This is a genomic window from Pseudomonas sp. S49 (genome assembly GCF_009866785.1).
Classification (GTDB): domain Bacteria; phylum Pseudomonadota; class Gammaproteobacteria; order Pseudomonadales; family Pseudomonadaceae; genus Aquipseudomonas.
In genome coordinates this window covers 995,361-1,011,428 of the sequence record NZ_CP019432.1, presented here as the reverse complement: position 1 = coordinate 1,011,428, position 16,068 = coordinate 995,361, and the positions used below count along the sequence as shown (strand labels likewise).

The following is a 16,068-nucleotide window of genomic DNA, read 5'->3' as shown; positions in this document are numbered from 1 at the left end:
AGGTATTTTTAACACTTGAAAATTCTCGGGGAACATCTGCCCGTCATCTCGGTCGGCTACAAAGAGTGATGAACGCGACGCACGTCAGAAGCGTGCAAAAACGCGACATTTTTAGTTGATCTCACGCCCCTCACGCCCTAAAGTTCGCGCCGAACGTCCATGCTGGAAACGATCCATCCGGCTCAAGTACTGACGACGAGACAGCAAGGCCAAGGGAAAGCTGCACATCCCATGGCCTTTTTGCTTTCGGCGACATGCCTTGGGAAGTAGGCGAACCAAAGTGGGGATACGGAGGGCGTTCATTTGCACCCATTGATTAACTTAGTTTGCCAGTAGGAGTTCCCAGCATGTCGATCCAGGTCGAAGACTATTTCGCGCGCGCTACATTCGACAAAATGAAGGCGTTCGCCGACAAACAGGAAACCCCGTTCGTGGTGATCGACACCGCGATGATCGCCCAGGCCTACGATGACCTGCGCGCCGGTTTCGAATTCGCCAAGGTCTACTACGCGGTCAAGGCCAACCCGGCCGTCGAGATCATCGACCTGCTCAAAGAAAAAGGTTCGAGCTTCGACATCGCCTCGATCTACGAACTGGACAAGGTAATGGATCGTGGCGTCAGCGCCGACCGTATCAGCTACGGCAACACCATCAAGAAATCCAAGGACATCCGCTACTTCTACGAGAAGGGCGTGCGTCTGTTCTCCACCGACTCCGAAGCCGACCTGCGCAACATCGCCAAGGCTGCACCGGGCTCGAAAGTCTATGTGCGCATCCTCACCGAAGGCTCGACCACGGCTGACTGGCCACTGTCGCGCAAATTCGGCTGCCAGACCGACATGGCCATGGACCTGCTGATCCTTGCTCGCGACCTCGGCCTGGTGCCTTACGGCATCTCGTTCCACGTCGGTTCGCAACAGCGCGACATCAGCGTCTGGGACGCAGCGATCGCCAAGGTCAAAGTGATCTTCGAGCGTCTGAAAGAAGAAGACGGCATCCACCTCAAGCTGATCAACATGGGCGGTGGCTTCCCGGCCAACTACATCACCCGCACCAACAGCCTGGAAACCTACGCCGAGGAAATCATCCGCTTCCTGAAGGAAGACTTCGGTGATGATCTGCCGGAAATCATTCTTGAGCCGGGCCGTTCGCTGATCGCCAACGCCGGTATTCTGGTCAGCGAAGTGGTGCTGGTTGCACGCAAGTCGCGCACTGCCGTTGAGCGCTGGGTGTATACCGATGTCGGCAAGTTCTCCGGCCTGATCGAAACCATGGATGAAGCGATCAAGTTCCCGATCTGGACCGAGAAGAAAGGCGAGATGGAAGAAGTCGTCATCGCCGGCCCGACCTGCGACAGCGCCGACATCATGTACGAGAACTACAAGTACGGCCTGCCGCTGAACCTGGCGATTGGTGATCGTCTGTACTGGTTGTCGACCGGTGCTTACACCACCAGTTACAGCGCGGTTGAGTTCAATGGCTTTCCGCCGTTGAAGTCGTTTTACGTGTAAGCGCTGAAGCCGTAATGCAAAAAGCCCATGACGTGTCATGGGCTTTTTTGTGCCTGTGCGTTCGGCTTGATGTTTTGCGGGGTACTTGAGACCGAGATCCCTCACCCCAGCCCTCTCCCAAAGGAGAGGGAGCCGACCGAGGTGTAAAGCGTCATTCACCGACCGGAGAGACCGTGTCGATTATGGATTCGGCAAAGCACTTTCAGGTCGGCGTAACTCTTCAATATCCCCCGGTCAGTCCCCTCTCCCTCCGGGAGAGGGTTAGGGTGAGGGCTTGCGAGTTCAGACGCGCTGCAAGTCTGTGCATCGAAGCGCGAACCGAGCAGCCATCCCCTGAACCCTGGGATCTGTCGCACCTGACAGCGTCTGACTCGCCACCCGCAGAAAATTCGGATTACCGCCGGCCAAAGCTTTCTCAAGCCAATCGACCGCCTCATCAATCCGCCCCTCATCCGCTAAAACTGCAGCGAAACTGAACTGCCCACGAAAATCCCCACCCTCCGCCGAGCGCCGATACCACTCACGCGCCGCCGTCGGATCCGCCGGGCACACCAGCCCTTCTTCCAGATACCGCCCCAGCAGATTCATCGATTTCGCATGGCCCAGTTCAGCCGCGCGGCGATACAGCGCCAGCGCCTGCAGATGATCCACCTCCACTCCCCGCCCGGTCGCCAGCAGATTGGCGAGGTTGTACATCGCCCAATCCAGTCCGGCCTCCGCCGCAATCCGATAGTGCTGCGCGGCAATCGCCGCATCTGCCGAACAACCCCAACCATGCTCATGACAACGCCCGAGCATGTTGCGCGCCATCAGATGCCCGCGTCCGGCGGCGATGCCGAACCAGCGCAGCGCCAGCGCTTGATCCTGTGCGATTCCCTGGCCATCCAGCAGGATCTGGCCTAGCAGCGCTTGCGCTTCAACCTCGCCCTGACCCGCCGCGAGCAAAATCGCTTGCGCGGCACGGGCAGGACTTTCGGCGAGCATGGCGCTGAGTTGTTCGCCGCTGAGGATTTCCTCGCGACGTATTTGAAAAGTCATACCTCAACCCAACGCCGCAGCAGGTTGTGATAGGTGCCGGTGAGGCGGATCAGCGAAGGATGATCAGGCATGTCGCTGGTGAGCTGCTGAATCGCGCCGTCCATCTCGAACAGCAACGCGCGCTGACTGTCTTCGCGCACCAGACTTTGCGTCCAGAAGAACGACGCATAACGCGCACCGCGAGTGACCGCGTTGACCTTGTGCAGGCTGGTGCCGGGATACAAAACCATGTCACCAGCCGGCAACTTCACCCGCTGCGTACCGTAAGTGTCCTGGATTTCCAGCTCGCCGCCGTCGTAATCCTCCGGTTCGCTAAAGAACAGCGTCGCCGACAAATCGGTGCGCACCCGCTCGATACTGCCCTTGGGCTGGCGCACGGCGTTGTCGATGTGGAAATCGAAGCTGCCACCGGCGGTGTAACAGTTCACCAACGGCGGGAAGACTTTGTGCGGCAACGCGGCGGACATGAACAACGGATTTTTCCACAGCCGTTCCAGCATCGCCGCGCCGATTTCCTTGGCCAACGGATGACCTTCAGGCAATTGCAGATTGTGCTTGGCCTTCGCTGACTGAAAGCCGGCGGTGATCTTGCCATCGGCCCAATCGGCCTGCTCCAGCGCGTCACGAATGCGCTGCACTTCGTCTTTTGCGAACAGTCCGGGGATGTGCAGCAGCATGGCGATGTCACCTGATGGCAAAGAGGCGGCAATGGTATTGATTCTTATTGACCGTGTAAAACCCGAGAGACGAATGAACTGGCAAAAACCGTAAGGTTAAATTGTAAAGAATGTAAATTCAGTGCGAATAACAATGTTTCGCAATTGATACGAATACTTGTTTAACCTATATTCCGCCGCCTCAAATCCTTGGGGAGGGGAATAAAAATGGCACGTCAACACGCACAATTACCGGTCAGTTCACCACGTCTGCTCGCCTCTGCAATCGGTGTGGCAATCACCGCCGGCTCCGCTGGCCAGATGGTGTTCGCCGCTGAAAAAACCGACAGCAAAGCCGCCGGCAATGCCATCGCCCTGGACGCCACCGCCATCACCGGCGAAGCGCAGGACTCTACGTCCTACCAGGTCGAAAAAGCCTCCTCGCCCAAGTACACCGCGCCGCTGGTCGACACGCCGCGCTCGGTCACCGTTATTCCGCAACAGGTTCTGAAAGACACCGGCGCCCTGAACATGCAGGACGCGCTGCGCACCGTGCCGGGCATCACCTTCGGCGCCGGTGAAGGCGGCAACCCCCAGGGCGACCGTCCGTTCATTCGCGGTTTCGACGCCCAGGGCGACACCTACCTCGACGGCGTGCGCGACACCGGTTCGCAGAGCCGCGAGATCTTCGCCGTGGAAAACATTGAAGTCAGCAAGGGCCCGAACTCCGCCATTGGCGGTCGCGGCGCGGCAGGCGGCAGCATCAACCTGGTGAGCAAGAAAGCGCACCTGGGCAATTCGTTCGACGGCGGCTTCACCTGGGGCTCCGACCAGACCCAGCGTTACACCCTCGACGGCAACTACCAGTTCAGCGACACCGCTGCTGGCCGTCTGAACCTGATGAGCCACGAGAGCAATGTCGCCGGTCGCGACAAGGTCGACTACGACCGTTGGGGTATCGCCCCGTCCCTGGCGTTTGGCCTGGGCACCGACACCCGCGTCAACCTCGATTATTACCATCTCGAAAGTAACGACACCCCGGATTCGGGCGTGCCGTACACCATTCCTGCCGGCGGCTCCGCTGCACGCACCAAGTCCAATCCGGACAAGCCTTACGCCGGCGGTGATCACAGCAACTTCTACGGTCTGGATCGCGACTTCCGCAAGGGCCGCACCGACACCGCGACCTTCGCCATCGAGCATGACCTGAGCGACTCGCTGACGATCAAGAACACCCTGCGTCACGGCACCAGCATGCAGGATTACATCCTGACCCAGCCGGACGACAGCAAGGGCAACGTCAACAACGGCACGGTCTGGCGTCGGGCGAATACGCGGGTGAGCAATACCGAGACCACCACCAACCAGACTGACCTGTTCGGTAACTTCTACGTCGCCGGCTTCAAGAACAGCTTCTCCACCGGCATTGAATACACCCGTGAGGAAAGCCAGAAGTCTTCGTATAACGTCAACACCGACACCACGCCGCGCACACCGGGCAACTCCAGCACTAACTGCACCCCGTCGATGGTCGGCGCTTCGAGTGGCTACAACTGCACCTCGCTGTCGAACCCGAACCCGAACGATCCGTGGAACGGCGCAATCTCGCGCAACTACGCTGGCACCGACACCCAGGCCAACACCTACGCACTGTATGTGTTCGACACCCTGGAACTGAACGAGCAGTGGCTGGTGAACATGGGTCTGCGTTACGACCACTTCGACACCGACTACAAGTCCTACAACGCCGCTGGCACCACCACGTCCAAGGGTGATGACACCAGCGAGTTCGTCACCGGTCAGTTCGGCGTCGTCTACAAGCCTGCGGAAAACGGCAGCATTTACGCCTCCTACGCCACCTCGGCCACACCACCGGGCAACACCTTGGGCGAAGGTCAGGAAGGCAACCCGTTGGGCGGCACCCCGGATCGCAGCGGTAATCTGCTGAGCAGCGACATGGAGCCGGAAACCACCAAGAACTATGAAATCGGCACCAAGTGGGATCTGCTCAATGATCGCCTGTCGCTGACCGCTGACATCTTCCGCACCGAGAAAGAAAACGCTCGTGTGCAAGTCGACACCACCTCGTACGAAAACGCCGGCAAGACCCGTGTGCAAGGTGTCGAGCTGTCGGCCAGCGGCAAGATCACCGACAAGTGGCAAGTGTTCGCCGGTTACGCCTTCATGGACAGCGAACAAATCGACGGCGGCCCGATGGGCAAGGCTAACGATGGTAACGAACTGCCTAACACGCCGAAAAACAGTGCCAGCCTGTGGACCACTTACCAGGTCACGCCGAAGCTGACCATCGGTGGCGGTGCGTTCTACGTCGACGACGTGTACGGCAGCGTGGCCAACACCACCATGGTTGACTCGTATGTTCGCTACGACGCGATGGCCGCGTACAAGCTGACCAAGAACGTCGACCTGCAACTCAACGTGCAGAACCTGACCAACGAAACCTATTACGACAAAGCCTTCTCGACCCACTTCGCCAATCAGGCGGCGGGCCGTACGGCACTGTTGAGCACCAACTTCCACTTCTGACCGATGTGGAAACCTGTGGGAGCGAGCCTGCTCGCGAAAGCGCTGGGTCAGTTAAGTCGAGGCTGACTGACACGACGCCTTCTCGAGCAGGCTCGCTCCCACAAGGTATGCGCCGCAAGGCTTGGCCCCGTTCATTCAATTGAACGGGGCTTTTGTGCGTAAGAAAGAACGCTTCTCGATAACCCACGGCATAATGCGCGCCGTGAAGACAATTTCCGAACGGACGGCGAGTGACGTGTTGAAGAAAACCCTGTTCCAGTTGCACTGGTTTTTTGGCATCACCGCAGGCCTGGTGCTGGCGTTGATGGGCATCACCGGCGCGGCCTATTCGTTTCAGGACGAAATCCTGCGGGCGCTGAATCCGTCCGTCCTGCAAGTAGAAAAACAGGTCGCCGGTGTCTTGCCGCCGGTCGAACTGGTCGAGCGCATCGAAGCCACGTCGGGCAAGAAGGTTTCGATGCTCTGGGTCGAAACCGACAGCGGCAACGCGGCTCGCGTCTTCTTCACGCCGCCCAAAGGCGAGCGTCGCGGTGAGATGCGCTATTTCGATCCCTACACCGGCGAATTCATGGGCAACGCCGTCGGCCAGGACTTCTTCGGCCTGATGCTGCAACTGCACCGCTTCCTCGCCATGGGCGACACCGGGCGCAACATCACCGGCGCCTGTACGCTGATCCTGCTGTTTTTCTGCCTCTCCGGCCTGTACCTGCGCTGGCCGCGTCAGTGGAACAGCTGGCGCGTATGGCTGACGCTGGACTGGAAGAAAAAGGGCCGCGCCTTCAACTGGGATCTGCACTCGGTAGCCGGCACCTGGTGCCTGCTGGTCTATCTGCTGCTGGCGTTGACCGGGTTGTCGTGGTCGTACGAGTGGTACAACAAAGGCCTGACCAAATTGCTCTCCGACGCCCCGCAAAACGAACGCGTGCGCGGCGGTCGTGGCCCGGCGCCGGAAGGTCCGGCGCCGACCGCCGATTACGCCGCGATGTGGAGCAGCATCTACAGCGCAGCCGGCCCGGGTCTGTCTGCCTACAACATTCGTATGCCACCTGTGGCCGGTCAACCGGCGACGGTGTTCTACCTGCTCGACAGTTCGCCGCACGATCGCGCCCTGAACCAGATCACCCTCGATCCGGCCACCGGCGTGGTCAAACGCGTCGACCGCTACGCTGACAAGAGCTTCAAGGCGCAACTGCTGACCAGTATTTATGCGCTGCACGTCGGCAGTTACTTCGGTCTGGTCGGGCGGATCATCATCACCGTTGCGGCGGTGTGCATGCCGCTGTTTTTCATCACCGGCTGGCTGCTGTACCTCGACCGCCGCCGCAAGAAAAAGCAGATCAAGGACGCACGCAAAGGCCTCGCTCAACCGGCCGGCGATACTCCGGCGTGGCTGATCGGTTTCGCCAGCCAGAGCGGTTTTGCCGAGCAACTGGCGTGGCAGACCGCCGGGCAATTGCAGGCCGCCGGACTGCCGGTGAAGGTGCAGCCATTGGCGAATGTCAGCGAGCAGGATCTGCGTGAATCGAACAATGCGTTGTTTGTCGTGAGCACCTTCGGCGACGGCGAAGCACCGGACAGCGCACGCGGATTTGAGCGCAAGGTGTTGAGCAAGGCTGCAACGCTCGACAGTCTGAATTACTCGGTGCTTGGCCTCGGCGATCGTCAGTATCAGCACTTCTGCGGTTTCGCCAAACGCCTGCACCATTGGTTGGCTGAGCACGGCGGCAAGACATTGTTCGCCCCGGTGGAAGTCGACAGCGGTGATCCGTATGCCCTGCGTCACTGGCAAACCCAACTCGGCCTGCTCACCGGGCAAGCCCCCATCGATACTTGGCAGGCGCCGAGCTACGACAACTGGACGCTGATCCGCCGCGAACTGATGAACCCGGACAGCAGCGGCTCACCGGTTTATCTGTTGGGCTTGAGCGCACCGAACACCAGCAGTTGGCTGGCCGGCGACCTGGTCGAAGTACAGCCACGCAACTGCCCGTGGGCCATCGAGCATTTCCTCGACGGTCTCGGCATTCGTGGTGAAACCCCAGTGAAAATCAACGGCCTCGACGAACCTCTGGAAGTCGCGCTGGCGTCGCGGCAATTACCCGAGCACCGCGCCCATCTGGTCGGTTTGCATGCGCAATCGCTGGTCGATGCGATGGTGCCGCTGGCCATGCGCGAATACTCGATCGCCTCGATTGCCGCCGACGGTGTGCTGGAGTTGATCGTGCGTCAGGAACAGCATGCCGACGGCACGCTTGGCATCGGTTCTGGCTGGCTGACCGAGCACGCGCCGGTGGGCGGCAGCATCAGTTTGCGGGTTCGACGCAACAGTGGTTTCCATCTGCCGAACGAACCCGTTCCGATGATTCTTTTGGGCAACGGCACCGGCATCGCAGGACTGCGCAGCTTGCTCAAGGCGCGGATTGCCGACGGTCAACAGCGCCAGTGGTTGCTGTTTGGCGAGCGCAATCGTCAACACGATTTCCTCTGCCGCGCGGAGCTGGAAGAGTGGTTGATCAATGGCGATCTGGAGCGGCTGGATCTGGCGTTTTCGCGGGATCAGGCCGAGAAGGTTTACGTGCAGGATCGCTTGCGTGAGTCGGCGGACGAATTGAAGAAATGGCTGGCGGAGGGGGCGGTGATTTATATTTGCGGCAGCTTGCAAGGCATGGCTTCGGGCGTGGATCAGGCACTCAACGACATTCTCGGTGCCGCTGAAGTCGAACGCCTGATTGAGCAAGGCCGCTATCGGCGTGATGTCTATTAAGAGCCCCTCACCCTAACCCTCTCCCAAAGGGAGAGGGGACTGATTGGGGGAGATTCACGCAATACGCCGACCTGAACGTGCTTCACCGAATCCAGAATCGAGAAAGGGTTTTGTACCTGATCTCATAATCGACTCGGTCTTTCAGGTCGACGTACCTCTTCAGACACCTCCGTCGGCCCCCTCTCCCTCCGGGAGAGGGCTGGGGTGAGGGTAGCCTTTGATCTTTAAGCGGGCTGCAACTTCTTCTCAAAAACCGCCACCCCATTCAAATCCCGCAGCACCACACTCATCTCCCCACTCCCCCCTTCAATATTCACCTCGCCAAAAAACTGAAACCCGGCAAACGGCGAAGTGTTCTGCGCCGGCGGTGCCTTCTCGAACACCACCTCCGGGCCAAAGGTTTTATCCAGCGGATTAGGCCCAAAGCTCCCGGCATTCAGCGGCCCCGCAACAAACTCCCAGAACGGCTCGAAATCCTGAAACGCCGCGCGATCCGGGTGATAGTGATGCGCCGCGCAGTAGTGCACGTCGGCCGTGAGGAAGACAAAATTGCGCACCTGCTGCGCACGCAGATAACCGAGCAACTCGGCGATTTCCACCTCGCGCCCCTGCGCCGGTCCCGGATCACCGTTAGCCACCGCTTCCCAACGCGCGACACCCGGGCTGACCTCGCCATCCGGCACACCCAGACCGATTGGCATGTCGGCGGCGATGACCTTCCACTGGGCTTTGGACTTCTTCAAACCGCGTTTGAGCCAGTCCAGTTGCTCACGCCCCAGAAACGGTTTCGCCGCGCCAAGGTTGTCGTCATTGGCGCCGCGATAACTGCGCATGTCGAGCACGAACACATCGAGCATCGGCCCATAACTCAACTTGCGATAAATCCGCCCGCCGCCGTCAGCAGCCTGTAAACGCATTGGCGAATATTCCAGCCACGCCTTGCGTGCGCGTCCGACCAGGGTGTGGATATCTTTCTCCTGATAACGCTCGTCGAGCTGCTTGCCCGGTGACCAGTTGTTGACCACTTCATGGTCGTCCCACTGCCAGATCTGCGGCACCTCGGCGTTGAAGCGGCGGATGTTTTCGTCCATCAGGTTGTAGCGGTAGTTGCCGCGATAGTCGTCGAGGGTCTGCGCGACTTTGCTCTTGGCTTCGGTGGTGAGGTTGCGCCAGATGCGCCCGCCTTCAGTGGTGAGCTGCGCGGGCACCGGGCCGTCAGCGTAGATGGTGTCGCCGCTGTGGATAAAGAAGTCCGGCAAACGCAGACGCATCGCTTCGTAGATGCGCATGCCGCCGATGTCCGGGTTGATGCCGAAACCCTGGCCGACGGTATCGCCGCTCCAGACGAAACGAATATTGCGCCGCGCCGTCGGTGCGCTACGCAGGTGACCGAGCCACGGTTCGCTGGCGACGCCGGTTTGCGCATCCTTGAAATACACCCGATAGAAAATCGCCTGATCGGCCGGCAGGCCGGTGAGTTCAACCCGGGCGGTGAAATCTGTGCGCGCATCGGCCAGCGCCGAGACCACCCGGCGCGGATGACGAAACTGGCTGCGGGTGTCCCACTCGACCACCATATGCGCGGGGCGATCGCTGCGGCTCCAGATCATCGCGCGGTCGCCTTGCAGGTCGCCGGACTGCACGCCATCAGTCAGTTGCGGACGATCCTTGACCGACGCAATCACCGCCGGCGCCAGGCTTGGCATCAGCAGACCGGCGCCGACGACTTGCATGACACGCCGGCGACCGGGGTTGAAATCGCTCATGGTGTTCTCCCTGAAAAAAGGAAAACTTAAGCACGCCTATATGAATTCGCCATGACACCACCAACCATTGTGGGAGCGAGCCTGCTCGCGAATGCGTCCTATCAGTCGAAATCTTATTCGCTGACACACCGCTTTCGCGAGCAAGCTCGCTCCCACAGGGTTTTGTGGAGCCAGTTAAGCCTTCGCCGGTTCCAGGGCCATCTCGACGGCTTCGGGGCGTTTGACCGTTGCATAGACGACGGCGGTCAACAAACTACCGGCGACAATTGCCAGCAGATACAGCAACGCATGATTGATCGCATTCGGGATCGCCAGCACAAACAAGCCACCGTGCGGCGCCATCAACTTGCAGCCGAAATACATCGACAACGCACCGGTCAGCGCACCGCCGGCAATGCTCGCCGGGATCACCCGCAACGGGTCTTTCGCGGCAAACGGAATCGCGCCTTCGGAGATAAAGCACAGCCCCAGCACCAGCGCTGCTTTACCCGCCTCGCGCTCGGTCTGGGCAAACTTGCGTCGCGCAATAAACGTGGCGATACCGAGGCCAATCGGCGGCACCATGCCCGCCGCCATGGTCGCGGCCATCGGCGCATAACTCTGCGACGCCAGCAGCCCCACCGAGAACGCGTAAGCGGCTTTGTTGATCGGCCCGCCGAGGTCGACGCACATCATGCCGCCGAGCAGCACGCCAAGCAGAATCGCGTTGGTGGTACCCATGCTGTCGAGGAAATGCGTCAGCGCCCCAAGCATGCCGGCGACCGGTTTGCCGACCACGTAAATCATCACCAGACCGGTGAACAGACTGGCGAACAACGGGATGATCAGAATCGGTTTCAGCGCCTCAAGACTCTGCGGCAAGGCGACATAACGGCTGATCGCCTTGGCCGCATAACCGGCGATGAAACCGGCGACGATCCCACCGATAAAACCAGCGCCCAAGGTGCTCGCCAACAGACCACCGATCATCCCCGGCGCCAGACCTGGACGGTCAGCAATCGAATAGGCGATGTAACCCGCCAGCAACGGCACCATCAGTTTGAACGCGGTCTCGCCGCCGATCTGCATCAGCGCAGCGGCCAGCGTGCCTTCTTCCTTGAACGCGGTGATGCCGAACACGAACGACAGCGCAATCATCAAACCGCCGGCCACGACCATCGGCAGCATGAACGACACACCGGTCAGCAGGTGTTTGTAAACGCCGGTTTTCTCTTGCTTGGCTGGTACTTTGCCGTCAGCCGCCGCGCTTTCCACAGCACCTTCGGCCAAGGCTTTTTTCAGCGTGGCTTCGGACTGCTTCAAGGCGATCCCGGTGCCGCAGCGATAGATTTTCTTGCCAGCGAAACGCTCGGTGGCGACTTCGATATCCGCCGCCAGCAACACCACGTCAGCCTCGGCAATCGCCGCTGCGCTCAAAGGGGTTTTCGCGCCCACCGAGCCTTGGGTTTCGACCTGCAGTTCGTAACCCAGACGCTTGGCGGTTTGCTGCAAGGCTTCAGCGGCCATGAAGGTGTGCGCGACACCGGTCGGGCACGCGGTAATCGCGACGATGCGTGGCGCACGCGGCGCGTCAGCAACCGGTTCAGCCGCGCTGGCGACGTAAACCTCAGCCTCTTCAGCTCCACGACGCAGCACCGCTTCAACATCCTGCAGCGCCTGCGCCGGGGCGATCTGGAAAACACGTTTACCGACAAAACGCGTCATGTCGACCGCGCCGGTGGCAACCAACAAAACCCACTCGGCCGCTGCAATGGTCGCCGCCGACAACTCACGTTCCGGGTGCGCCGCATCGACCACTTCAACGCTGGTGCTCCAACCCTGACGCTGCGCCGCCGCATCGAGCAAACGCGCGCACAGCACACTGGTGACCATGCCGTTCGGGCAAGCCGTAACAATGGCTAATTTCATGACAAACCCTCTTATTGTTCTGTCAGGGGACGCACGCGCACGCCCTGTTCGAGCTGCGCCAGTTGCGCAGCGTCGTTGATGCCGAAACCGATCTGGGTCACCGCCATCGCCGCAATCGCGGTGGCGGTGCGCAGGGTTTGTTCAGGCGTGTCAGCGCTGAGCAAACCGTGAAGCATGCCGGCCAGCAACGAATCACCGGCACCGACCGTGCTGGCGACGCTGACCTTCGGTGGCGTCGCGTGCAGTGCCGAACCGACGCTGAACCAGTTCACACCGTCGGCGCCGTGGGAGATCACCACGTGCTCGATGCCTTGCGCATGCAAACGCGCCGCTGCTTGCGCTTCCGCCGCGTGCGAAACCACCTCGCAACCGAGCGCATCAGCGAGTTCTTCAGTGTTGGGTTTGATCAGCCATGGACTGGCTTTCAAGGCTTCGCGCAACGCTTCGCCGCTGGAGTCGAGGGCGACTTTCAGACCGAGCTGATTGAGCCGTTCGATCAACTCGCGCAACCACTGCGCCGTGACGCCGCGCGGCAAACTGCCGGCCACCACCACTGCGTCGTGACCCGGTGCGATCTGCAGCAGACGCTCCAACAAGGCCTGCTGCGCGGCGGCGTCGACCACCGGCCCCGGGCCGTTGATGTCGGTGATGCGGCCATCCTGTTCGGCGACCTTGATGTTGCTGCGCGTCTCACCCGGCACGCGGATAAACGCGTCGACAAAACCGCGCTTGGCGAACAGGGTTTCGAACGCTTGCAGATTGTCTTCGCCGAGAAACCCACTGACCGTCAGTTGATGGCCTAGATCGGCCAGCACTTGCGCGACGTTCACGCCTTTACCAGCGGCGTGGGTGTGCATCTCGTCGCTGCGATTGACCTGACCGGCCTCCAGCCGTGGCAACTCAACGGTGAGGTCGAGCGCCGGGTTGAGGGTCAGGGTAAGAATCTTGGCCATTACAGGGCCTCCACTAGTGCGCGCACTTCATTCGCGCTGCCCACGGCCAGGGCCTGTTGAGCAAGGGTTTGCGCCTGAGTCAGGCTGAGTTCGCGGATGCGTGCTTTGACTTCGGCAATGCTGCGCCCTGACACGCTGAGTTCATCGACACCGAGGCCAACCAGCACCGGCACCGCCAGCGGATCAGCTGCGAGTTCGCCGCACACGCCGACCCATTTACCGTGGGCATGGGCCGCGCGCACGGTGATGTCAATCAGTTGCAGCACCGCCGGGTGCAAGCCGTCAGCCTGCGCCGACAGCGTCGGGTGACCCCGGTCGATGGCCAGTGTGTATTGCGTCAGGTCGTTGGTGCCGACGCTGAAGAAGTCGACTTCCTTGGCCAATACCGGCGCGAGTAACGCGGCGGACGGCACTTCGATCATGATCCCCAGTTGCAGATCAGCAACCGGGATTTCCAGGCGCAGACGTTCGGTCATGTCACGGGCCTGACGCCACTCTTCAACGCTGCCAACCATCGGGAACATGATGCGCAGCGGACGGTTGTCCGCCGAACGCAGCAAGGCGCGCAATTGCGCTTCCATGATCTGCGGCCGCTGCAAGGTCAGGCGAATGCCGCGCACGCCGAGGAACGGGTTTTCCTCTTTGGCGATCGGCCAATACGGCAGCGGTTTGTCGCCGCCGACATCCAGCGTTCGCACCACCAACGGGCGACCGGCGAGACCATCAAGAACGCGGCGGTATTCGGCTTCTTGCGTCGCCTCGTCCGGCGCTTGCGGATGGGCCATGAAAATCAGTTCGGTGCGCAGCAGACCGATGCCTTCAGCGCCTTGCTCCACCGCGCTGATCACGCCCGCGCTTTCGCCGATGTTGGCGAACACTTCAACGGCGTGACCGTCGCTAGTGTGTGCCGGTTGGTGGCGTTGTTCGGCGGCAATCTTCAGGCGTTGCTCGCGAGTGTCGCGTTCTTCGGCGGCGCGTTGCAGGGTCGCAGCATCGGCGTCGACATGCAGGCGACCGCGCTGGCCGTCGAGCAGCAACGGCGTGCCCGGCGCCAGCAACAACACCGCTGCGCCAGCGCCGACCAGCGCCGGAATCCCGAGCGCTCGCGCGACGATTGCACTGTGCGCGGTGGCGCCGCCGCGTGCGGTGAGAATCCCCGCCACACGCGCCGGGTCCAGCCGCGCGACGTCGGACGGGCCGACTTCGTCCATCACCAGAATGTATGGCTGCTCAGGCTCGCTCGGGGTTTGCACACCACACAGTTGCGCCAGCACGCGGCGGCCGATATCGCGCAGATCCGCCGCACGCTCGGCGAGCAACGCGTCCTGCAACGACTCCTGTTGCTTGGCCGCCGCCTCGATCACTGCCATCCACGCCGCTTCGGCACTTTCGCCCTGCTTGAGGCGGGTGTCGACTTCGTCGGTGAGATCCGGGTCGTCGAGCATTTCCTGGTGGGTGATGAAGATCTCGCGGATGGCTTTGGCTTTGCTACGTTCGATCAGACCTTGAATGTCGCTGCGCACATCGCTGAGGGCTTGCTTGAGGCGTTCGCGCTCGACCGCGGCGGACTCGCCGCGCAGCGGGTAATCGATGGTCTGCTGCACCTGAATATGCGCAGGCCCGATAGCAATGCCCGGTGCTGCCGGGATCGCCTGCAACTGAGTGCCAGACGCCGGAGCGATCAGCACTTCGGCGATGTCGGCGATGACTTCGCGCTGCTGACTTACTGCTGGCAGCGGTTCGACTTCTTCACCAAGGCCTTCTTCAATGGCGGCGAGTAAGGCCGGCAAAGCATCAGCGGCGATGCTCGGTTCGGCAATCAGTTCCAGCACCTGACCACGACGGGCGCCGAGGCTGAGCAGTTTGCTCAAGCTCTTCACCGATACTGCGCTGTCCTGGCCGTCGACGATGCGCACGCGAATTTCGCCATCAAAACTCTTCGCCAGTTGCGCAAGGATCTTCGCCGGACGCGCGTGCAGACCATGGGCATTGGCCAGGGCAATGCGTGCGCTCGGCCAATCGGCGGGCAATTCACCGCCTAGCACTTCGAGAACTTTGCGGCTGCTGGTGGCGCGCCCCAATTCATGGCCGCGACCTTCGATGAGCAATGCGCAAAGACGTTCGAGCAGCGCCTGATGCGCCTCGCCCAAACTGGCCAGACAGAACAAGCCACTGAGTGGCTGACCGAGGTAGCGCATCGGTTTGTCCGGGGTGACAAACGCCAGGCCCGGGCGCTTCACGGTTTGCTCGCTGTGCAACCACCACAAACCATCGCCCAACGGCAGTGCTTCGACCTGTTGCAGCACCGCCGAGAAACCGTTGCTCACACAATCGGCCTGACGCAACAGACGTGCGCCACGCCAGACCAGTTCTTCGAAATCATCGGCCGACACGCCGAGGCCGATCATCTGCGCATCCAGCGCCAGCTCCTGCGGCGCGCCTTGCAGCAGTTTCAGCAGGGCTTCGGGGGAACTGGCGCGCCGCAGGGCCTGGCCCAGATCGGTCTCGCCGAGGGCACGGGTCAGCAGTTGCAGCAGGCGCAGGTGTTCGTCGGATTTGGCAGCGATACCAATCGCCAGATAAACGATCTGGCCATCGCCCCAATCCACGCCTTCCGGGAACTGCATCAGGCGCACGCCAGTGGCGAACACTTGATCGCGGGTTTCCGGGGTGCCGTGGGGAATGGCAATACCTTGACCGAGAAAGGTCGAGCCCTGGGCTTCCCGGGCCTGCAATCCGGCGAGGTAGCCGTCGGCGACCAGACCATCGGCCACCAGATGATTGGCGAGCAGTTGCAGGGCAGCGGGTTTATCCACAGCCGATTGGCCCATGGATATCTGCTCTATAGTGAGCTCGAGCATGCGATCTCCTTTTTGGCGCTTTATGAGTGCCAGGTATTGTTTTGGATGGTTGCAGCTTAGGCGC

At 61.0% G+C, this 16,068-nt stretch carries 9 protein-coding genes; 3 read left to right on the top strand and 6 right to left on the bottom strand.

Annotation, left to right across the window (positions count from 1 at the left end; genetic code table 11):
* Positions 1–347 precede the first annotated feature (347 nt).
* Complete coding sequence (locus PspS49_RS04290; RefSeq protein WP_034154440.1) at positions 348–1,511, top strand: type III PLP-dependent enzyme; 1,164 nt, start codon at positions 348–350, stop codon at positions 1,509–1,511.
* Positions 1,512–1,793: 282 nt separating this feature from the next.
* On the opposite strand, the gene PspS49_RS04285 is transcribed toward PspS49_RS04290, so the two are convergent.
* Positions 1,794–2,549 (bottom strand): tetratricopeptide repeat protein, encoded by a 756-nt coding sequence (locus PspS49_RS04285; RefSeq protein ID WP_160038275.1) that lies wholly within the window; start codon positions 2,547–2,549, stop codon positions 1,794–1,796.
* Positions 2,546–3,226, bottom strand: coding sequence for a Fe2+-dependent dioxygenase (locus PspS49_RS04280; RefSeq protein ID WP_150749580.1), 681 nt, complete (start codon positions 3,224–3,226; stop codon positions 2,546–2,548). Before PspS49_RS04280 ends, PspS49_RS04285 begins: the two co-directional genes overlap by 4 nt.
* Positions 3,227–3,433: 207 nt before the next feature.
* On the opposite strand from PspS49_RS04280, the gene PspS49_RS04275 reads away from it, so the two are divergent.
* Together PspS49_RS04275 and PspS49_RS04270 are read left to right on the top strand one after the other, a co-directional pair.
* Positions 3,434–5,752: a TonB-dependent siderophore receptor gene (locus PspS49_RS04275; protein WP_160038273.1), complete on the top strand. Its 2,319-nt coding sequence runs from the start codon at positions 3,434–3,436 to the stop codon at positions 5,750–5,752.
* 235 nt (positions 5,753–5,987) lie between these two features.
* Positions 5,988–8,516: a sulfite reductase flavoprotein subunit alpha gene (locus PspS49_RS04270; RefSeq protein ID WP_160042462.1), complete on the top strand. Its 2,529-nt coding sequence runs from the start codon at positions 5,988–5,990 to the stop codon at positions 8,514–8,516.
* 224 nt (positions 8,517–8,740) lie between these two features.
* Here the strand turns inward: PspS49_RS04270 and PspS49_RS04265 are convergent, their stop codons facing one another.
* The 4 genes from PspS49_RS04265 to ptsP form a co-directional block, all read right to left on the bottom strand.
* Positions 8,741–10,282 carry an alkaline phosphatase D family protein gene (locus tag PspS49_RS04265; protein ID WP_160038271.1) on the bottom strand — a complete coding sequence of 514 codons (1,542 nt, stop codon included), beginning with the start codon at positions 10,280–10,282 and terminating at the stop codon, positions 8,741–8,743.
* A gap of 174 nt (positions 10,283–10,456) precedes the next feature.
* The gene (locus PspS49_RS04260; protein WP_160038269.1) at positions 10,457–12,190 is read right to left on the bottom strand and encodes a PTS fructose-like transporter subunit IIB; all 1,734 of its coding nucleotides are present in this window, start codon (positions 12,188–12,190) and stop codon (positions 10,457–10,459) included.
* Between the two features lie 11 nt (positions 12,191–12,201).
* The gene (pfkB, locus tag PspS49_RS04255) at positions 12,202–13,143 is read right to left on the bottom strand and encodes a 1-phosphofructokinase (RefSeq protein WP_160038267.1); all 942 of its coding nucleotides are present in this window, start codon (positions 13,141–13,143) and stop codon (positions 12,202–12,204) included.
* A complete protein-coding gene (gene ptsP / locus PspS49_RS04250; RefSeq protein ID WP_150749585.1) occupies positions 13,143–16,004 on the bottom strand; it encodes a phosphoenolpyruvate--protein phosphotransferase in 2,862 nt (953 codons plus the stop codon). Before ptsP ends, pfkB begins: the two co-directional genes overlap by 1 nt.
* Positions 16,005–16,068 lie beyond the last annotated feature (64 nt).